The 17,858-nt window shown below is 59.1% G+C and carries 22 protein-coding genes; 11 read left to right on the plus strand and 11 right to left on the minus strand.

All coding sequences use genetic code 11. The annotated features are described in order from the left end of the window. Positions 1-8: 8 nt before the first annotated feature. Genes mlaD through ACSQ87_RS27310 form a run of 3 tightly spaced genes read right to left on the minus strand, consistent with a single transcriptional unit; the run spans position 9 to position 2,082 of the window. The gene (gene mlaD / locus ACSQ87_RS27300) at positions 9-476 is read right to left on the minus strand and encodes an outer membrane lipid asymmetry maintenance protein MlaD (RefSeq protein WP_046045861.1); all 468 of its coding nucleotides are present in this window, start codon (positions 474-476) and stop codon (positions 9-11) included. Next, positions 476-1,273 carry a lipid asymmetry maintenance ABC transporter permease subunit MlaE gene (gene mlaE, locus ACSQ87_RS27305; RefSeq protein WP_008150745.1) on the minus strand — a complete coding sequence of 266 codons (798 nt, stop codon included), beginning with the start codon at positions 1,271-1,273 and terminating at the stop codon, positions 476-478. The genes mlaD and mlaE overlap by 1 nt, the downstream gene beginning before the upstream one ends. After that, positions 1,273-2,082 carry an ATP-binding cassette domain-containing protein gene (locus tag ACSQ87_RS27310; RefSeq protein ID WP_008150748.1) on the minus strand — a complete coding sequence of 270 codons (810 nt, stop codon included), beginning with the start codon at positions 2,080-2,082 and terminating at the stop codon, positions 1,273-1,275. The genes mlaE and ACSQ87_RS27310 overlap by 1 nt, the downstream gene beginning before the upstream one ends. Positions 2,083-2,358: 276 nt before the next feature. Between ACSQ87_RS27310 and ACSQ87_RS27315 the strand changes: the two genes are divergently transcribed. The 10 genes from ACSQ87_RS27315 to ACSQ87_RS27360 all read left to right on the plus strand — a co-directional run bounded on the left by ACSQ87_RS27315 (position 2,359) and on the right by ACSQ87_RS27360 (position 9,386). After that, positions 2,359-3,333 (plus strand): KpsF/GutQ family sugar-phosphate isomerase, encoded by a 975-nt coding sequence (locus ACSQ87_RS27315; RefSeq protein WP_046045859.1) that lies wholly within the window; start codon positions 2,359-2,361, stop codon positions 3,331-3,333. Further along, entirely contained in the window at positions 3,333-3,857 is a 525-nt protein-coding gene (locus ACSQ87_RS27320) for a KdsC family phosphatase (protein WP_033057989.1), read from the plus strand. Before ACSQ87_RS27315 ends, ACSQ87_RS27320 begins: the two co-directional genes overlap by 1 nt. Positions 3,858-3,864: 7 nt before the next feature. Continuing rightward, positions 3,865-4,437 (plus strand): LPS export ABC transporter periplasmic protein LptC, encoded by a 573-nt coding sequence (lptC, locus tag ACSQ87_RS27325; RefSeq protein WP_223429864.1) that lies wholly within the window; start codon positions 3,865-3,867, stop codon positions 4,435-4,437. Next, the gene (gene lptA, locus ACSQ87_RS27330) at positions 4,424-4,972 is read left to right on the plus strand and encodes a lipopolysaccharide transport periplasmic protein LptA (RefSeq protein WP_056742953.1); all 549 of its coding nucleotides are present in this window, start codon (positions 4,424-4,426) and stop codon (positions 4,970-4,972) included. Before lptC ends, lptA begins: the two co-directional genes overlap by 14 nt. Then, positions 4,972-5,697, plus strand: coding sequence for an LPS export ABC transporter ATP-binding protein (gene lptB / locus ACSQ87_RS27335; protein ID WP_223429865.1), 726 nt, complete (start codon positions 4,972-4,974; stop codon positions 5,695-5,697). The genes lptA and lptB overlap by 1 nt, the downstream gene beginning before the upstream one ends. Positions 5,698-5,881: 184 nt before the next feature. Beyond that, the gene (locus tag ACSQ87_RS27340) at positions 5,882-7,375 is read left to right on the plus strand and encodes an RNA polymerase factor sigma-54 (protein ID WP_046045855.1); all 1,494 of its coding nucleotides are present in this window, start codon (positions 5,882-5,884) and stop codon (positions 7,373-7,375) included. A 74-nt stretch (positions 7,376-7,449) separates the two neighbouring features. Continuing rightward, positions 7,450-7,758: a ribosome hibernation-promoting factor, HPF/YfiA family gene (gene hpf, locus ACSQ87_RS27345; RefSeq protein WP_007941242.1), complete on the plus strand. Its 309-nt coding sequence runs from the start codon at positions 7,450-7,452 to the stop codon at positions 7,756-7,758. 12 nt (positions 7,759-7,770) lie between these two features. After that, positions 7,771-8,235: a PTS IIA-like nitrogen regulatory protein PtsN gene (gene ptsN / locus ACSQ87_RS27350; RefSeq protein WP_056742951.1), complete on the plus strand. Its 465-nt coding sequence runs from the start codon at positions 7,771-7,773 to the stop codon at positions 8,233-8,235. A 2-nt stretch (positions 8,236-8,237) separates the two neighbouring features. After that, complete coding sequence (gene rapZ, locus ACSQ87_RS27355; protein WP_033058000.1) at positions 8,238-9,095, plus strand: RNase adapter RapZ; 858 nt, start codon at positions 8,238-8,240, stop codon at positions 9,093-9,095. 15 nt (positions 9,096-9,110) lie between these two features. Beyond that, complete coding sequence (locus ACSQ87_RS27360; RefSeq protein WP_033058002.1) at positions 9,111-9,386, plus strand: HPr family phosphocarrier protein; 276 nt, start codon at positions 9,111-9,113, stop codon at positions 9,384-9,386. 157 nt (positions 9,387-9,543) lie between these two features. Here ACSQ87_RS27360 and ACSQ87_RS27365 read toward each other — a convergent pair whose 3' ends face one another. The 6 genes from ACSQ87_RS27365 to pmbA form a co-directional block, all read right to left on the minus strand. Continuing rightward, positions 9,544-10,437: a ZIP family metal transporter gene (locus ACSQ87_RS27365; RefSeq protein WP_436274785.1), complete on the minus strand. Its 894-nt coding sequence runs from the start codon at positions 10,435-10,437 to the stop codon at positions 9,544-9,546. 30 nt (positions 10,438-10,467) lie between these two features. Next, positions 10,468-11,079 (minus strand): superoxide dismutase, encoded by a 612-nt coding sequence (locus ACSQ87_RS27370; RefSeq protein WP_223429867.1) that lies wholly within the window; start codon positions 11,077-11,079, stop codon positions 10,468-10,470. 1 nt (position 11,080) lies between these two features. Continuing rightward, positions 11,081-11,509, minus strand: a complete 429-nt coding sequence (locus ACSQ87_RS27375) for a hypothetical protein (RefSeq protein WP_056742946.1) — start codon at positions 11,507-11,509, stop codon at positions 11,081-11,083. Between the two features lie 27 nt (positions 11,510-11,536). Beyond that, complete coding sequence (locus ACSQ87_RS27380) at positions 11,537-12,913, minus strand: class II fumarate hydratase (RefSeq protein ID WP_223429869.1); 1,377 nt, start codon at positions 12,911-12,913, stop codon at positions 11,537-11,539. Further along, the gene (locus ACSQ87_RS27385) at positions 12,894-13,301 is read right to left on the minus strand and encodes a FagA protein (protein WP_150658797.1); all 408 of its coding nucleotides are present in this window, start codon (positions 13,299-13,301) and stop codon (positions 12,894-12,896) included. The genes ACSQ87_RS27380 and ACSQ87_RS27385 overlap by 20 nt, the downstream gene beginning before the upstream one ends. Positions 13,302-13,435: 134 nt before the next feature. Beyond that, on the minus strand, positions 13,436-14,782 hold the full coding sequence (gene pmbA / locus ACSQ87_RS27390) for a metalloprotease PmbA (protein ID WP_046045848.1): 1,347 nt from the start codon (positions 14,780-14,782) through the stop codon (positions 13,436-13,438). A gap of 108 nt (positions 14,783-14,890) precedes the next feature. Here pmbA and yjgA point away from each other — a divergent pair, with 108 nt between their 5' ends. Then, positions 14,891-15,415: a ribosome biogenesis factor YjgA gene (gene yjgA, locus ACSQ87_RS27395; RefSeq protein WP_007901505.1), complete on the plus strand. Its 525-nt coding sequence runs from the start codon at positions 14,891-14,893 to the stop codon at positions 15,413-15,415. Positions 15,416-15,515: 100 nt separating this feature from the next. Here the strand turns inward: yjgA and tldD are convergent, their stop codons facing one another. Together tldD and ACSQ87_RS27405 are read right to left on the minus strand one after the other, a co-directional pair. Beyond that, complete coding sequence (gene tldD, locus ACSQ87_RS27400) at positions 15,516-16,958, minus strand: metalloprotease TldD (RefSeq protein WP_095129451.1); 1,443 nt, start codon at positions 16,956-16,958, stop codon at positions 15,516-15,518. Positions 16,959-16,976: 18 nt separating this feature from the next. Continuing rightward, entirely contained in the window at positions 16,977-17,825 is an 849-nt protein-coding gene (locus ACSQ87_RS27405) for a carbon-nitrogen hydrolase family protein (RefSeq protein WP_223429870.1), read from the minus strand. Between the last annotated feature and the right edge of the window lie 33 nt (positions 17,826-17,858).

Consider the following 17,858-nt stretch of genomic DNA (forward strand, 5'->3'; position numbering starts at 1 on the left):
AAAGCTCCTCATTTGGCGTCTTTACTAACGGTATTGAGCAGAAATTTACCGATCAGGTCTTCGAGTACCAGCGACGACTGCGTGTCGTGGATGGTTCCACCATCCTTGAGCAAGCCTTCTTCGCCGCCCACGCTGAGACCGATGTACTTCTCGCCCAACAGGCCAGCGGTCAGGATAGATGCAGTGGAGTCAGTCGGCAGGTTATCTACGCGTTTTTCCAGCTGCATGGTCACTCGACCGGTGAAACTGTCGCGATCCAGATCGATTGCCGTGACCTTGCCGATGGTCACACCGGCCATGGTCACTTTAGCTCTGACAGTCAAACCGGCGATATTGTCGAAATACGCATAAAGTTTATAAGTGTCGGTGGTTGCGCTCGGGGACAGGCCACTCACCCGCAACGCCAGCAACAGCAAAGCCAGGATGCCAGCCAGCAAGAAAAGGCCGACACCGATTTCCAGGGTGCGGTTTTGCATCAGAAATCTCCAAACATCAAGGCGGTCAGAATAAAGTCCAGGCCGAGTACAGCCAAAGAGGCATACACCACGGTCTTGGTAGTGGCACGACTGATCCCCTCGGAAGTGGGCTCGCAGTCATAGCCTTGGAATACGGCGATCCAGGTCACGACAAAGGCGAAAACGATGCTTTTGATGATGCCGTTGAGCACATCGTCTGCAAAGGTCACGCTGTTCTGCATGTTGGACCAGTAGGAACCTTCATAGACACCCAGCCAGTCGACAGCCACCCACGAACCACCCCAGATGCCCACCACGCTGAAAATCATCGCCAGCACCGGCAGGGAAATGAAGCCGGCCCACAGGCGCGGGGCAATGATGTACTTGAGCGGATCGACACCAATCATTTCCAGACTGGACAACTGCTCGGTGGACTTCATGTTGCCGATTTCGGCAGTCAATGCCGAACCGGCGCGCCCGGCGAACAACAATGCCGTGACCACGGGCCCCAGTTCGCGCAACAGCGTCAGCGCAACCATCTGGCCGACCGCCTGCTCCGAACCATAGCTGGATAGAATATTGAAGCCTTGTAGCGCCAGCACCATGCCGATGAATACCCCGGAGACCACGATGATCACCAGGGACATTACGCCCACCGAATGCAGCTGCTTGATCAGCAAGCCAAAACCGCCGCCAATGCCGCCACGGCCAAGCAAGGCATGAAACAGGAATATCGCCGAACGGCCGAACACCCCCAGCACGTCAATGCCAGAGTGGCCGAACCGGCGAACCCGTTCTATTAATGAAATCTTGCGCATCAACGCTGCCCCAGAAGATCTGCGCGGTAATCCGTCGCTGGAAAGTGATAGGCGACCGGACCGTCAGGCTCGCCTGTCATGAATTGACGGATGCGTGGCTCCTGCGAGTTCATCAGCTCCTCGGGAGTGCCCTGCCCCAACACCTGGCCTTCGCCGACGACATAGATGTAATCGGCGATGCTCGCGGTCTCGGCCAGGTCGTGGGAGACCACGATACTGGTGATGCCCAGCGCATCGTTGAGCAGGCGGATCAGGCGCACCAGCACGCCCATGGCGATGGGGTCCTGGCCGACAAAGGGCTCGTCATACATGAGGATCTGCGGATCGAGGGCAATCGCCCGAGCCAGAGCGACACGACGTTTCATGCCGCCGGACAACTCGTCAGGCATCAGGTCAATGGCGCCACGCAAGCCCACAGCCTGCAATTTGAGCAGGACAATGTCCCGGATCATTTCTTCCGGCAGTTCGGTATGAACGCGTAGCGGAAAGGCGACGTTCTCGAACACATCGAGATCGGTGAACAGTGCACCACTCTGAAACAGCACGCCCATGTGCTTTCGCGCATCGAACAGATCACTGCGCGACAGTTTCGGCAGGTTCTGTCCATTGACCCAGACTTCGCCTTTGGTAGGCCGCAACTGTGCGCCCATCAGCCGCAACAGCGTAGTCTTGCCACACCCGGAAGGCCCCATGATGCCGGTGACCTTGCCGCGCGGGATACGTATATCGACGTTATTGAAAATGCTGCGCGTTCCGCGCTTGAAGGTCAGTCCCTTCAGCTCGACCGCGTAGGCTTTATCGGCACTCATCTAAACTCCTTGCGATGCAGCCTCTCACTCGGACGCCTGACTTTCTGGCGAAAGCACATACCTCCCGGGCAGGCCGAACTGGCGGCGAACTATATCACTGCAAAGGCCAAGCGCCCAAGGCCCAAGCCAGGCCATGTTCAGCAACATGACGGGGTAAAAGCTTATATTTAAGGGTATTCGGTAACCGGGAATGACAAAGCGCGACGAACTTGCGTGAGGGTTTTGATCATTACCGCTATAATCGCCGCCTTTTCATCAGGCTATACGATTTCTGACATGAGCCAATCCAGCGACCTGATTCAATCAGCACAACGCACCATCCGCCTCGAACTGGAAGCCGTACAAGGCTTGTTGCCCCGTATCGACGCAGATTTCGTACGCGCTTGCGAGATGATTCTGGCCAGCAAAGGCCGCGTAGTCGTGGTCGGCATGGGCAAATCCGGGCACATCGGCAACAAGATCGCCGCCACCCTGGCCAGCACCGGCACCACGGCCTTTTTCGTGCACCCGGCCGAAGCCAGCCACGGCGATATGGGCATGATCACCCGCGACGACATCATCCTGGCACTGTCGAACTCCGGCTCCACCAATGAAATCGTCACCCTGCTGCCGCTGATCAAGCGCCTGGGCATTCAATTGATCAGCATGACCGGCAACCCTGACTCACCGCTGGCGAAGGCTGCCGAGGTCAACCTCAACGTGCACGTCGAGCACGAAGCCTGCCCGCTCAACCTGGCACCGACCTCGTCGACCACTGCCGCGCTGGTCATGGGCGACGCCCTGGCCGTTGCGCTGCTGGAAGCCCGCGGTTTTACCGCTGAAGATTTCGCCTTTTCCCACCCCGGCGGCGCGCTTGGCCGACGCCTGCTGCTGAAAGTGGAAACCGTCATGCACGCTGGCGCAGAACTGCCCCAGGTGCAACGTGGCACGCTACTCAAGGACGCATTGATGGAAATGACCCGCAAGGGCCTGGGCATGACCGCGATTGTGGAGGCTGACGGCAAACTGGCCGGGATCTTCACGGACGGAGACTTGCGCCGCACCCTTGACCGGACCATCGACATCCACCATACGACCATCGACGAGGTCATGACCGTCCACGGCAAGACCGCCCGGGCCGAAATGCTGGCGGCTGAGGCTCTGAAAATCATGGAAGACCATCGAATCAACGCACTGGTAGTGGTGGACAAGGAGGACCGTCCGATCGGCGCCTTCAACCTGTCCGACCTGCTGCGTGCAGGAGTAATGTAATGAGCACCGACCTGCTGCAACGCGGCAAGAACATCAAACTGGCGGTTTTCGACGTCGATGGCGTACTGACCGACGGACGCCTGTACTTCCTCGAAGACGGCAGCGAATTCAAGACGTTCAACACCCTCGACGGCCAAGGCATCAAGATGTTGATGGCAGCCGGCGTGCAGACCGCTATCATCAGCGGCCGCAAGACCCCGGTGGTCGAGCGACGAGCGAAGAACCTCGGTATTCCACACGTGTACCAGGGGCGCGAAGACAAACTGGTAGTGCTCGACGAGCTTCTTGCCCAACTCAACCTAAGCTATGAGCAAGTCGCCTATCTCGGCGACGACCTGCCGGACCTGCCGGTGATTCGCCGCGTCGGCCTGGGCATGGCGGTGGCAAACGCCGCCAGTTTCGTCCGTGAACACGCCCACGGCATCACCCAGGCCCGCGGTGGCGAGGGTGCCGCTCGCGAATTCTGCGAATTGATCCTGCGCGCGCAGGGCCGCCTTGATGCGGCAAACGCCGCGTACCTGTGAGCCAACTATGCTGAGCAAAAAGATTCGCAAATTCCTGGTGTTCGGTTGCATCGCAGCGATGTTCGCGGCGGTCGGCTACTGGAACATCAGCCCGGAACGCTTCCTCGATCAGCCGGTGGCAAAGATCGATGAAACCGCGATCGACTATTACGCGATCAACGCCCACAGCGTGCAATACCTGCCGGACGGCAAACTGCAATACGAAATGACGTCCGACAAGGTTGAACACCTGAAAGCCACCGAAGTGACGCTGTTGACCAATCCCGACCTGAACATGTTCCGCGGCACCGAGTTTCCGTGGCATGTCCAGAGCGAGCACGGCGAAGTGAATCCCGACGGCACTCAGGTCGAACTGATTGACTCGGTGCGCATCACGCGCTTCGACGAGAAAAACCGCAAGACCCTGATTACCACCACCCGCATGACAGTGTTCCCGCAGCAGCAATATGCGCAGACCGAGCAACCCGTTAGAATCGACGGCGCTGGTGGTGTGTCGACTGGCAAGGGAATGAAAGCGTATTTGAAAGAAAGCAGGATACACCTGCTATCTAACGTAAGAGGACAGTATGAGGCTCGTTAAAACCCTCCCTATTTTGCTCGGTCTGAGCGCAGCACTGGGAAGCGTGAGCGCCTGGGCTCTGCCGACCGATCAAGCGCAGCCTATCCGCATCCAGGCCGACGACGCCCAGCTGGACGACAAGAATGGCATTGCCACCTATAAAGGTGACGTGATCATCACTCAGGGCTCGATGATCGTTAAAGGTAATACTGTGACCATCACCCGCACCCCGACCGGCGACATCGACGTGGTGACTTCGGTGGGCAACCTCGCCTATTTCGAGCAACTGCAAACCCAGGGCGACACCAAGCCTGTTCAGGGCTGGGGAGTGACTATTCAGTACCACGCCTCGCAAAACCGCGTTGTGCTGATCGACAAGGCGAAAGTCATCGACAAGGACAACAACGTCACCCAAGGCGAGAAAATCGTCTACGACACGGTCAAAAAGCTTGCGAGCGCCGGTCGCGCGACGGGCAACAAGGTCACCGAGTCGCGTCCGCGCATCGACATGGTGATCCAGCCGAAGAAGAAAACCGACGAGCAAAAGGCCCAGTAATGGCAACTCTGAAAGCTCAGCATCTGGCCAAGAGCTACAAGAGCCGCCAGGTCGTGCGCGACGTCAGCCTGTCGATCGACAGCGGTCAGATCGTCGGCCTGCTGGGTCCCAACGGCGCCGGCAAGACCACCTGCTTTTACATGATTGTCGGCCTGGTACAGGCCGATCAGGGCCGCGTACTGATTGACGACCTGGATGTCAGCCACCAGCCTATGCACGGTCGTGCGAAGGCCGGCATCGGCTATCTTCCGCAAGAAGCATCGATCTTCCGCAAACTCTCGGTAGCCGACAACATAATGGCGATCCTCGAGACCCGCAAGGAACTCGACAAGGGCGGTCGTCGCAAAGAGCTGGAAAGCCTGTTGCAGGAATTCCACATCAGCCACATCCGCGACAATCTCGGCATGAGCCTGTCCGGTGGTGAACGCCGCCGCGTGGAAATCGCCCGGGCACTGGCCACCAACCCGAAATTCATCCTGCTCGACGAACCGTTCGCCGGCGTGGACCCGATTTCGGTGGGCGATATCAAACAGATCATCTATCACCTCAAGGCCAAGGGCATTGGCGTGCTGATCACTGACCACAACGTCCGTGAAACCCTGGATATCTGCGAAACCGCCTACATCGTCAATGATGGCCAGCTGATCGCCGAAGGTGACTCTGCCACCATCCTGGCCAACGACCTGGTCAAGGAAGTGTATCTGGGCCATGAGTTCCGCCTGTAAGCACTGAGGTGTCTGGCTGGTTGCTCGGGCGCTTGTCTCGATAAAAAATCAACATTTTTTTATTGTTACAGCGCTCTAGGCAAACGCTGCAGTTTCGGGCATATAATTTGCTTATGTTTGGCGCTCCGGCGCCCTGTAGTGGATGGCGCATGTGCGCCGGCGAATAAGGTGTTAAGCCCCTGCCATGAAACCATCGCTAGTCTTGAGAATGGGCCAGCAGCTGACGATGACACCGCAGCTGCAACAGGCCATCCGCCTGCTCCAATTGTCGACCCTGGACCTGCAACAGGAAATCCAGGAGGCCCTGGAGTCCAATCCGATGCTCGAACGCCAGGAAGAAGGCGACGACTTCGATAACGCCGACCCCTTGGCCGACAAAGCCGAACAGCAACCCAACGTCGACATTCAGGAACCCTCCTACCAGGAAACCGCCCCGACGGTTGATAACCTCGAGGAAGGCGACTGGAACGAGCGCATCCCCAACGAACTGCCCGTCGATACCGCGTGGGAAGACGTCTACCAGACCAGCGCCAGCAGCCTGCCGAGCAACGATGACGACGAGTGGGACTTCACCACCCGGACATCGGCCGGCGAAAGCCTGCAAAGCCATCTGTTGTGGCAACTGAACCTGGCCCCGATGTCCGACACCGATCGCCTGATCGCCGTGACCCTGATCGACTGCATCAACAATCAGGGCTACCTGGACGAAACCCTCGAGGAGATTCTCGAAGCCTTCGACCCGGAACTGGACATCGAACTGGACGAAATCGAAGCCGTCCTGCACCGCATCCAGCAATTCGAACCGGCCGGCATCGGCGCCCGCAACCTGGGCGAATGCCTGCTGCTGCAATTGCGCCAGTTGCCCGCCAAGACGCCTTGGCTGGTCGAGGCCAAACGCCTGGTCACCGATTACATCGACCTGCTCGGCAGCCGCGATTACAGCCAGCTGATGCGTCGCATGAAGCTCAAGGAAGACGAACTGCGCCAGGTGATTGAACTGGTGCAGAGCCTCAACCCGCGCCCAGGCTCGCAAATCGAGTCCAGCGAAGCCGAATACGTCGTTCCCGACGTGATCGTACGCAAGGACAACGAGCGCTGGCTGGTGGAGCTGAACCAGGAATCCGTGCCACGACTGCGGGTCAACGCTCAATACGCCGGTTTCGTACGCCGCGCCGACACCAGCGCCGACAACACCTTCATGCGCAATCAGTTGCAAGAGGCCCGCTGGTTCATCAAGAGCCTGCAAAGCCGCAACGAAACCCTGATGAAAGTCGCCACTCAGATCGTCGAGCATCAGCGCGGCTTTCTTGAATACGGCGACGAAGCCATGAAACCGCTGGTCCTGCATGACATCGCCGAAGCGGTGGGCATGCACGAGTCGACGATTTCACGGGTGACCACGCAGAAATTCATGCATACCCCACGGGGCATATATGAACTGAAATACTTTTTCTCCAGCCACGTCAGCACCTCCGAGGGCGGTGAATGCTCGTCCACGGCGATCCGCGCGATCATCAAAAAACTGGTTGCCGCGGAAAATCAGAAAAAGCCGTTGAGTGACAGCAAGATCGCTGGTTTACTGGAGGCACAAGGCATTCAGGTGGCTCGCCGCACCGTCGCCAAGTACCGCGAATCCCTCGGGATCGCGCCTTCGAGCGAACGTAAGCGGTTGATGTAGAGCCACGCCACAGCGTTCCAGTGGCAGGCATTTCTGCCTGCCGCTTTATGCACTGGCAACGAAGGAGAAGCTGTATGCAAGTCAACATCAGTGGACACCAACTGGAAGTGACCGAACCTCTTCGCACCTACATCGGCGAAAAACTCGAACGATTAGAGAGGCATTTCGACAAGATCACCAACGTGCAGGTCACGATGACGGTCGAAAAGCTCAAGCAGAAAATCGAAGCCACGCTGCATATTCCCGGCAATGAAGTGGTCGCAAACGCGGAGCATACCGATATGTACGCGGCGATCGACGCACTGACCGACAAGCTGGATAAACAACTCAAAAAGCATAAGGAAAAGACCCAAAGCCTCCTTCAGGGCGCGACCGGTCGTTAACACTCCCAACCCATGATCCGACTTGAAAGTATCCTGACCCCCGGCCGTTCCCTCGTGAACGTGCCGGGCGGCAGTAAAAAGAAAGCCCTCGAGCAAATTGCCAACCTTATCCACAAAGAAGTGCCGGATCTGGAGATGCAAGATGTCTTCGAGGCTCTGATTGCCCGTGAAAAACTCGGTTCAACCGGTTTTGGCAACGGCATCGCCATTCCCCACTGCCGCCTGAAGGGCTGTACCTCACCCATCAGCGCCCTGATGCACCTTGATGCACCCATAGATTTCGACGCCATCGACGGCGCCCCGGTTGACCTGCTGTTCGTTCTGCTGGTCCCGGAAGCCGCTACCGATGCGCACCTGGAGTTACTGCGCCAGATCGCCAGCATGCTCGACCGCAAGGAAGTGCGCGAAAAACTGCGCAGCGCCCCGAGCAATGAAGCCTTGTATCAGGTTGTCCTGGACGAGCAAAACGGTCATTAATCATGCGCTTGATCATCGTCAGTGGCCGCTCCGGCTCAGGTAAAAGTACCGCACTCGATGTTCTCGAGGACAACGGCTACTACTGCATCGACAACCTGCCCGCCGGTCTGTTGCCGGAACTGGCCGAACGCGCGTTGATTCACACCGAGCTGGCACAACCGCTGGTTGCCGTATCCATCGATGCGCGTAACTTGCCGAGTCATTTGTCGCGGTTTCCCGAACTGCTGGAAGAAGTGCGCAGCCGGCACATCCAGTGTGATGTGCTTTATCTGGACGCCGATGAAGAAACCTTGCTCAAACGTTTCTCGGAAACCCGCCGTCGTCACCCGCTAAGCAATGCCAATCGCTCGCTGGCCGAGGCCATCAACGATGAGACCGCCCTGCTCGGGCCGATTGCCGACCTCGCCGATCTCAAAGTAAACACCACCAACCTGAACCTGTATCAGCTGCGAGATACCATCAAGCTGCGCCTGCTTAACCAGCCGGAACCCGGTACGGCGTTTCTGGTGGAGTCTTTCGGCTTCAAGCGTGGCATGCCGGTTGACGCTGATCTGGTGTTCGACGTGCGCTGCCTGCCGAACCCTTACTGGAAACCAGAGTTGCGCGATCAATCCGGGCTTGACCAACCGGTTGCCGAGTACCTGGCGGCACAGCCGGACGTCGAAGAGATGTTCCAGGACATCTCCACCTACTTGCTCAAGTGGCTACCACGCTTTGCCGCCAGCAACCGCGCTTATGTCACCATTGCCATTGGCTGCACCGGCGGCCATCACCGCTCCGTCTACCTGACCGAACGTCTGGGCCAGGCCCTGCAAAAATCCCTGAAGAACGTCCAGGTTCGCCACCGCGACCTCAGCTAAAGGATTCACACCGCGATGCCTGCTCTGGAAATTGAAATCATCAACAAGCTGGGCCTGCATGCCCGCGCTTCTGCAAAATTCGTTGGCGTCGCCGGTGAATTCAAGGATTGCACGATCAGAGTAGGACGCACGCCGGAATCCACGGTCGACGGAAAAAGCATCATGGCAATGATGATGCTCGCTGCGGGCAAGGGCACCAAAATCCACCTGAGCACCGAAGGTGAACAGGCTGATGAGGCGCTGCAGGCATTGGTGAACTTGATCAATGACTACTTCGGCGAAGGCGAATAACGCCTCGCCCTGTAGCAGCTGCCGAAGGCTGCGTTCGGCTGCGCAGCAGTCGTAAATGCACGCACGATTGAACTGACGCACCACCGATTTCGAACTGGCGACTGCTTCGCAGCCGAACGCAGGCTTCGCCAGCTGCTACAAAGTTCGCGTTCAGCCGCTAAGCGAGCGCTGTATCCATCACCATCATCAAGCAAAACCCGATCAGCAACCCAAGACTTGCAAGCTTGTCGTGACCATTACGGCGCGACTCGGGAATGACTTCATGGGTGACCACCAGCAACATTGCCCCGGCCGCCAGCGCCAACCCCAAGGGCAACAACAATTCGGCCAGGCTCACTAGCCAGGCGCACAACAACGCGAAGACCGGCTCGACCAGACCTGACGCGGCACCCATCAGGAACGCCTTGACCCGCGACATCCCTGCCCCGGCCAATACCAGCGCGATCACCAGACCTTCCGGCACATCCTGCAAGGCGATGCCCATGGCCAGGCTATCGGCGTCGGGCATGCCACCCCCCGCCGACACACCGACCGCCATGCCTTCGGGGATGTTGTGGGCAATGATCGCAAACACAAACAACCAGACTCGCGGCGGGATGACCGGTCGCTCCAGCGTGCCTACGAGCATTTCCGGCGACGCACCTGACACCTTGCGATCAACCAGGAACAATCCGAACGCACCCAGCATGATGCCGAAACTGATCAGTCCGCTGGCCGCCCAAGGCGTCAGCCCCAGGTTTTCAGCAGCAGATATCCCCGGAGCGATCAACGAAAACGCTGTCGCCGCGAGCATCACCCCGGCCCCGAAGCCGAGCAGCGTATCGCTGACCGCCTGAGGCATCCGTCGAATCACCAGCACGGGCACCGCGCCCAAGGCTGTGCCCAGAGCGCAGATCGCCCCGCCTTGCAGCGCGCGCAGCAGTTTCGGCTCGAGGTCCAGCCACGCCAAGCCTTGGGCAACCAATAACGTCATGCCTGCCAGCAGTAACAGCGATCCGAATGCGTAACGAAACATTCGTCCACTACCGATCGCCAGTGTTTCAGTGCCCATAGCCAGCCTTGGATTGTTTTTGCAGAAGTCTTAAATCAGTGCAGCCTGATAGCGCGTAGCGACTTCAGGCCAATTGATCACGTTGTAAAACGCGTTGATGTATTCCGGGCGACGGTTCTGGTATTGCAGGTAATACGCGTGCTCCCAGACATCCAGGCCAAGGATTGGCGTATTACCGTTCATCAATGGACTGTCCTGATTGCCGCTGCTTTCAACGACTAGCGTCTTTTGCGGCGTCACACTGAGCCACGCCCAGCCGCTGCCGAAACGAGTCAGCGCGGCTTTGGTGAAGGCTTCCTTGAAACTGCTCAGGCCGCCCAGCTGCTCATCGATCGCCTCAGCCAGGGAGCCTTCAGGATTACCGCCGCCGTTGGGCGCCATCACTTCCCAGAACAGCGAATGGTTGGCATGCCCGCCGCCCTGATTAATCACCGCCGCGCGCAGCTTCTCCGGCAGTTGCTGGACAGCTGACACCAGTTTCTCCACCGGCCACTCGGAAAACTCGGTGCCTTCCACCGCAGCGTTGAGGTTGTTGATGTAAGTCTGGTGGTGCTTGGTGTAGTGGATTTCCATGGTCTGCGCATCGATGTGCGGCTCCAGGGCGTCGTAGGCGTAGGGCAAGGCAGGCAGGGTAAAAGCCATTTCAATGAACTCCATGATGTAGAGGCGCAGGCGAGGCGGCATCGATGTGCAGCAATCGATGCGTACGCGGGTATTCACCGTGTTCGCTGATGAAATTCAGCAGCTCGACGTAGGTTTTGCTGCTCTGGCGCAACGCTGCTTCACGCAGGGCCGGCGCCAGTCGTGGGTCCTGCATGGTCTGCAACAATCGCTGATGGATGGCGCACAGGTACTCGGCGCTCTCCTCGGGCTGGTTCAGACGCAAATGCAGATCCGCCAGGTTGTGATGGGAAATCACGCAGGCCGCCACCGCTTCGTCGGCATCCGCCCAGCGCTCGAACAACACCTGGGCCAGAGCCAATGCCTGCAAGTAAGCCTCGCGGGCATCGACGTATTCGCCCAGCATGAAACAACGATTTGCCCGTTCGATCGTGCGTTTCCAGTGTTCCATGGTGAGCCTCCAAAGCGGTTTCGGTGGTTACACGCCGCCTGCGGTGAGTTTTTCCGGGTCCAGCAAAACCTCAAGCTGGCTGCGGGTCAGGTCGGTGTGTTCGAGAGCGACATCGATCACCGGACGGCCCTGTTGATAGGCCTTCTTGGCGATCTCTGCAGCTTTTTGGTAACCAATGATCGGGTTGAGTGCGGTGACCAGGATCGGGTTACGCGACAGCGCTTCCTTGAGCCTGGCTTCGTTGACCTTGAAGCTGGCGATGGCCTTTTCACCCAGCAGATGGCTTGAGTTGGCCAGCAATTCGATGCTGCTCAGCAGGTTCTGGGCGATGATCGGCAGCATCACGTTCAGCTCGAAATTGCCCGACTGACCGGCGATGGTGATAACCGTGTCATTGCCGATGACCTGAGCGGCGACCATGGCAGTCGCTTCCGGGATCACCGGGTTGACCTTGCCAGGCATGATCGAAGAACCCGGCTGCAAGGCTTCGAGCTCGATTTCACCAAGACCGGCCAGCGGGCCGGAGTTCATCCAGCGCAGGTCGTTGGCGATTTTCATCAGCGAAACGGCCGTGGCCTTGAGCTGACCGGAAACGCTGACCGCCGTGTCCTGAGAGCCGATCAGCGCAAACAGATCCTCACCCGGCTGGAATTGCACCTGAGTCAGCTTGCTCAGTTGCTCACTGAAACGCGCCGCGAATTGCGGATGAGCGTTGATGCCGGTGCCCACCGCAGTGCCGCCCTGGGCCAGGGATTGCAGACTCGGCAGCAGATCCTGCAGATGACCGATGTTGGCCTTGAGCTGCTGCGCCCAACCGTTGAGCACCTGGCTCATGCGCACCGGCATCGCGTCCATCAAGTGAGTGCGACCGGTTTTGACGTGATGATGAACCTCTTCGGCCTTGCCCTCGATCACCTGAACCAGACGCACCAGTGCCGGCAACAATTGCTCGTGCAACGCCAACGCAGCACTGACGTGGATGGTGGTCGGGATGATGTCGTTGCTGCTTTGGCCGCAATTGACGTGATCGTTGGGGTTCACCGGCTCGCCGAGCAGTCGGCTGGCCAGGGTGGCGATCACTTCGTTGGCGTTCATGTTCGAACTGGTGCCGGAACCGGTCTGGAAGATATCCACCGGAAAATGCTGCATGAAGTCGCTTTGGAGCAGGCCCAGCGCCGCATCGACGATGGCAGTGCCCTGGGATTCGCTGATTTGCTCGAGCTCGACGTTGGCTCGGGCAGCGGCGGCCTTGGCCAGGATCAGCGCGCGAATGAACTGCACGGGCATTGGTTTGCCGCTGATGGGAAAGTTATCCACCGCGCGCTGGGTCTGTGCGCCATAAAGCGCGTCCACCGGCACTTGAAGTTCGCCCATGCTGTCGCGTTCAATGCGTGTCTTGGTCATCAGAAAATCCTTGCACCAGTTCTATGAGAGGAATCGAGGGCTGCAACTCGCAGGTCGCCAGTTGCCAGGTGTAGCTCTGCCAGCGCTTGAGGCGGCATTTGCACAGAGAGAGGCGTTCCAGATCGCGCAACGGCCGCCAGGCCTGGTCCAGACAAAAGGTGCGCCAGTGCCAGGGCAGCGCGACATCGGCGGCGGTGTCGAGTAACAGGCGGAAAGTAGTTTCGGCGATGGTCCAGGGAGAGGTTGCCGTGCAGCAGGCGAGATACCGACCTTCGGCCAGGTAATGTTCGATCAGGCGAGGCTCGTCAGGGTCCATCGCGCAACGGATCTGGCGACTCATCCAGCGCCAGCTTTCGAGGTAAGGCTGCTCGTGCAAGGCAGAACTCATGATCCGGGCTCATTCGGTAATGAGATTTATTATTAGATGATAATGAGAACCAAAACAACCCCGAGAAAATCGGCACAAAAAAAGGCGCGTCACCCAACGATGGGTGACGCGCCTTTTTGCGTAACGGTTAAGCGTTAGCTGCCGGCTACCGTCATCCGCTCGATCAGCACCGAACCTGTACGAATGTTGCTGCGCAGTTCCAGGTCATTACCGACGGCAACGATCTGTTTGAACATGTCACGCATGTTGCCGGCGATGGTCACCTCCTGAACCGCAAACTGGATTTCGCCATTCTCGACCCAGTAACCCGCCGCGCCACGGGAGTAATCGCCCGTGACCATGTTCAGGCCCTGGCCCATCAATTCAGTCACCAGCAGGCCGCGGCCCATGCGGCGCAGCAAGGCTGCCTGATCTTCGTCGCCATGGGTGACGAACAGGTTGTGCACGCCACCAGCGTTGGCAGTGCTCGGCATCCCGAGCTTACGGCCCGAGTACGTGCCGAGAATGTACGAGACCAACTCGCCTTTTTCGACGAATGGTTTGGCGTAAGTGGCCAGACCATCGCCATCGAACGCCGAACTGCCCATGGCGCGCATCAAGTGCGGACGCTCATCGATGGTCAGCCATTCCGGGAACAGTTTCTGCCCCAGCGTGCCTTCAAGGAACGAGGATTTGCGATACAGACTGCCGCCGGAAATCGCCGACAGAAAACTCCCGAACAAACCACCGGCCAGCTCTGCGGAAAACAACACCGGCACTTCGCAGGTCGGCACTGGACGCGCGCCCAGACGGCTCGCCGCCCGTTGCGCAGCACGTTGGCCGATGCTCTCCGGAGAGGCCAGCAAATTGCCCTGACGGTTCACGTCGTACCAGTAATCGCGCTGCATCTGGCCGTCGGCCTCGGCGATCATCACGCAACTCAGGCTGTGCCGGGTCGACGCGTATCCGCCGATAAAACCGTGGCTGTTGCCGTAAACGCGGCAGCCCTGATGGGTGCTGAGGGTGGTGCCATCGGCGTTCTTGATCCGGCTGTCGGTGGCAAACGCCGCCGCTTCACAGGCCAGGGCCTGCTCGATGGCTTGCTCCGGGGTGATGTCCCATTGGTGGAACAGGTCGAAATCCTGCAGATCCTTGGCCATCAGCGCAGCATCCGCCAGGCCCGAAGCTTCGTCTTCAGACGTGTGCTTGGCGATGGCCAGTGCGGCGGCGACGGTTTCGCGAATCGCCTCCGGACCACTGGCGGACGTGCTGGCCGAGCCCTTGCGCTGGCCAACGTACAAGGTGATGCCGAAGCCCTGATCGCGGTTGAATTCGACGGTTTCGACTTCACGCTGACGCACCGAGGTCGACAGGCCCTGCTCCAGGGACACCGCCACTTCACAGGCACTGGCACCCTGGCGCTTGGCTTCAGCGATGATCTGCTCGACTTGTTCTTGCAGTGCCGGCAACGCTTGTGGGCCGACGCTTTCAACTGCACTCATGCTGTTCTCCACTCAAATTCTGCTTTCGGCTAGGGCCTTCGAGCGACCGGGCCGGACAAGCGGCCCCCGACTGGTTATCATGGCGGCGTTTCTTTGCGGACGGCCACCATGGTTGATTCTTACGACGACTCCCTCGATACGGGAGAAAAAAGCAAATCCCAGGTTAAACGCGAGCTTCATGCTCTGGTTGACCTTGGCGAGCGCCTTACAACACTCAAGCCTGACTTGCTGGCAAAACTGCCGTTGACCGACGCTATGCGCCGGGCCCTGGCCGATGCGCCAAAGCACACCGCGAATATCGCGCGTAAACGGCACCTTATGTTCATCGGCAAACTGATGCGCGATCAGGACACTGACGCCATTCTGACTCTGCTCGATCAACTGGATGCCTCCACTCGGCAGTACAACGAACGTTTCCATGGTCTGGAACGCTGGCGCGATCGCTTGATCGCGGGCGACGATGCAGTCCTGGAGAAGTTCGTGCTCGACTACCCGGAGGCTGATCGTCAGCAATTGCGCTCCCTGATCCGTCAGGCCCAGCACGAACTGGCGACCAACAAGCCACCGGCATCGAGCCGTAAAATCTTCAAGTACATCCGTGAGCTGGACGAGACTCAACGCGGTCTGCGTTAAGTCACCGCAGCCCTTGTAGGAGCTGCCACAGGCTGCGATCTTTTGATCTTAAAAAGCAAAGATCGCAGCTTGCGGCAGCTCCTACAGGAGTTGTATTTCCTTACGACCCCGTGCCACCCACAGTGATCGCATCGATTTTCAGCGTTGGCTGGCCGACACCCACCGGCACCGACTGCCCATCCTTGCCACACGTCCCCACGCCGCTGTCCAGCGCCAGATCGTTACCGACCATCGACACTTTGCTCATGGCTTCCGGCCCGTTGCCGATCAACGTCGCGCCTTTGACCGGGGCAGTGATTTTGCCGTCTTCGATCAGGTACGCCTCGCTGGTGGAAAACACGAATTTGCCGCTGGTGATATCCACCTGACCGCCGCCGAGGTTGGCGCAGTAGATGCCCCGCTTCACCGAAGCGATGATTTCTGCCGGGTCGCTTTCGCCCGCCAGCATGTAGGTGTTGGTCATGCGCGGCATCGGCAGGTGCGCATAGGACTCGCGACGACCGTTACCGGTTCGGGCCACGCCCATCAGACGGGCATTGAGCTTGTCCTGCATGTAGCCCTTGAGTACGCCGTTTTCGATCAGTGTCGTGCACTCGGTCGGGGTGCCTTCATCATCGACGCTCAGGGAACCGCGACGACCGGCCAGCGTGCCGTCATCGACGATGGTGCAAAGCTTGGACGCAACCATCTCGCCCATACGACCGCTGTACGCCGAACTGCCCTTGCGGTTGAAGTCACCTTCCAGACCGTGGCCGACCGCTTCGTGCAGCAACACACCGGACCAGCCCGAACCCAGTACCACCGGCAACGTACCGGCCGGCGCAGGGATGGCTTCCAGATTCACCAACGCCTGACGCAACGCTTCACGGGCATAGCTCATGGCGCGGTCGTCGCTGAGGAAATAACGGTAATCGGTACGACCGCCACCGCCATGACCGCCGCGCTCACGGCGACCGTTCTGCTCGACGATCACGCTGACGTTAAAGCGCACCAACGGCCGAACATCGGCGGCCAGGCCACCGTCGGTAGAAGCCACGAGGATTCGCTCCCAGACGCCAGCCATGCTCACGGTGACTTGCTGGATACGCGTGTCGAGGGCGCGAGTCGCGACGTCGATGCGTTTGAGCAGTTCGACCTTCTCGGCACGGGTCATCACTTCCAACGGATTGTCCGGCCCGTACAACTGGGCGACATCCTGAGTCGTGAAGGCTTGCACCGTGCCGTTCTGACCGGCGCGGGAGATCGAACGTGCGGCACGGGCCGCGGCGCCGAGGGCTTCCAGGGTAATGGCATTGCTGTAGGCAAAACCGGTTTTCTCACCCGATTGCGCTCGCACACCGACACCTTGGTCAAGATTGAAGCTGCCTTCCTTGACGATCCCGTCTTCCAGCGCCCAAGACTCGGAAATCTGCCCCTGGAAATACAGGTCGGCAGCATCGATGCCTGGGCCGGCCAGATCGCCGAGTACACCTTGCAGGCTCTCGATCGTTACGCCGCCGGGCGCCAGGAGGTGTTCACTGACTGAGGACAACAACTCGCTCATATGCTTTACGCCTTAAATTCATCGTTCTGAGGCAGGTCGCCGGGCGCCCTGCGAGAAAAAGCGCCGGTGACTGGACACCGGCATCCGCGCCCTGATGGACGCCTGTTCGCTGCTATCGCGTTCGGCCAGCAGCACGGCCTCGCCTTGATCCTGTTGCGCCAGCACACGTCCCCACGGGTCGATAATCGCGGCATGGCCAAAGGTTTCTCGTGGCCCCGGATGCGTCCCACCCTGGGCAGCCGCGAGCATATAACATTGAGTTTCGATGGCTCGCGCGCGAATCAATACATCCCAATGCGCCGCGCCGGTCACCGCGGTAAAGGCCGACGGCGCGGTAATCAACTCTGCACCGGCAGCGCGTAATTCGCTGTACAGCTCCGGGAAGCGCAGGTCGTAACACACCGTCAGCCCGACTCGACCGACGGGCGTGTCCGCCACGACTACCCCACTGCCATAAGCATAGTCATCGGATTCGCGATAACGCCCGCGATTGTCCGCCACATCGACGTCGAAAAGGTGCAACTTGTCATACCGTGCAACGGTTTCGCCGCGGTCATCCACCAGCAGCGAGCAGGCATGCACTTTGGCCGTCGGTTGATCCACCGGCGGCAACGGCAAGGTGCCGGCCACTATCCATAACTTGAGGTCGCGGGCGGTCTGTTTCAACCATGGCAGGATCGGGCCTTCACCCAATGCCTCGGCGCGGCCGATGTCGGCAATGTCGCGACGGCCCATGGCGGCGAAGTTTTCCGGCAGTACGGCAAGCTGCGCACCACCGGCTGCCGCTTGCTCAAGCAGCCGACGGGCCTGGGCCAGATTGGCCAGCACATCGCTCTGGCTGACCATTTGAATCACCGCTACAGACATGGCCTTACCCTAATCTGGAATCAACACATACAG

It is taken from the genome of Pseudomonas sp. LjRoot277, from assembly GCF_964253845.1.
GTDB lineage: Bacteria > Pseudomonadota > Gammaproteobacteria > Pseudomonadales > Pseudomonadaceae > Aquipseudomonas.

Bases quoted from the DNA above. Each gene is read 5' to 3' on its own strand.
- mlaD (WP_046045861.1), bottom strand. From the start codon at position 476: ATGCAAAACCGCACCCTGGAAATCGGTGTCGGCCTTTTCTTGCTGGCT.
- mlaE (WP_008150745.1), bottom strand. From the start codon at position 1,273: ATGCGCAAGATTTCATTAATAGAACGGGTTCGCCGGTTCGGCCACTCT.
- ACSQ87_RS27310 (WP_008150748.1), bottom strand. From the start codon at position 2,082: ATGAGTGCCGATAAAGCCTACGCGGTCGAGCTGAAGGGACTGACCTTC.
- ACSQ87_RS27315 (WP_046045859.1), top strand. From the start codon at position 2,359: ATGAGCCAATCCAGCGACCTGATTCAATCAGCACAACGCACCATCCGC.
- ACSQ87_RS27320 (WP_033057989.1), top strand. From the start codon at position 3,333: ATGAGCACCGACCTGCTGCAACGCGGCAAGAACATCAAACTGGCGGTT.
- lptC (WP_223429864.1), top strand. From the start codon at position 3,865: ATGCTGAGCAAAAAGATTCGCAAATTCCTGGTGTTCGGTTGCATCGCA.
- lptA (WP_056742953.1), top strand. From the start codon at position 4,424: ATGAGGCTCGTTAAAACCCTCCCTATTTTGCTCGGTCTGAGCGCAGCA.
- lptB (WP_223429865.1), top strand. From the start codon at position 4,972: ATGGCAACTCTGAAAGCTCAGCATCTGGCCAAGAGCTACAAGAGCCGC.
- ACSQ87_RS27340 (WP_046045855.1), top strand. From the start codon at position 5,882: ATGAAACCATCGCTAGTCTTGAGAATGGGCCAGCAGCTGACGATGACA.
- hpf (WP_007941242.1), top strand. From the start codon at position 7,450: ATGCAAGTCAACATCAGTGGACACCAACTGGAAGTGACCGAACCTCTT.
- ptsN (WP_056742951.1), top strand. From the start codon at position 7,771: ATGATCCGACTTGAAAGTATCCTGACCCCCGGCCGTTCCCTCGTGAAC.
- rapZ (WP_033058000.1), top strand. From the start codon at position 8,238: ATGCGCTTGATCATCGTCAGTGGCCGCTCCGGCTCAGGTAAAAGTACC.
- ACSQ87_RS27360 (WP_033058002.1), top strand. From the start codon at position 9,111: ATGCCTGCTCTGGAAATTGAAATCATCAACAAGCTGGGCCTGCATGCC.
- ACSQ87_RS27365 (WP_436274785.1), bottom strand. From the start codon at position 10,437: ATGGGCACTGAAACACTGGCGATCGGTAGTGGACGAATGTTTCGTTAC.
- ACSQ87_RS27370 (WP_223429867.1), bottom strand. From the start codon at position 11,079: ATGGCTTTTACCCTGCCTGCCTTGCCCTACGCCTACGACGCCCTGGAG.
- ACSQ87_RS27375 (WP_056742946.1), bottom strand. From the start codon at position 11,509: ATGGAACACTGGAAACGCACGATCGAACGGGCAAATCGTTGTTTCATG.
- ACSQ87_RS27380 (WP_223429869.1), bottom strand. From the start codon at position 12,913: ATGACCAAGACACGCATTGAACGCGACAGCATGGGCGAACTTCAAGTG.
- ACSQ87_RS27385 (WP_150658797.1), bottom strand. From the start codon at position 13,301: ATGAGTTCTGCCTTGCACGAGCAGCCTTACCTCGAAAGCTGGCGCTGG.
- pmbA (WP_046045848.1), bottom strand. From the start codon at position 14,782: ATGAGTGCAGTTGAAAGCGTCGGCCCACAAGCGTTGCCGGCACTGCAA.
- yjgA (WP_007901505.1), top strand. From the start codon at position 14,891: ATGGTTGATTCTTACGACGACTCCCTCGATACGGGAGAAAAAAGCAAA.
- tldD (WP_095129451.1), bottom strand. From the start codon at position 16,958: ATGAGCGAGTTGTTGTCCTCAGTCAGTGAACACCTCCTGGCGCCCGGC.
- ACSQ87_RS27405 (WP_223429870.1), bottom strand. From the start codon at position 17,825: ATGTCTGTAGCGGTGATTCAAATGGTCAGCCAGAGCGATGTGCTGGCC.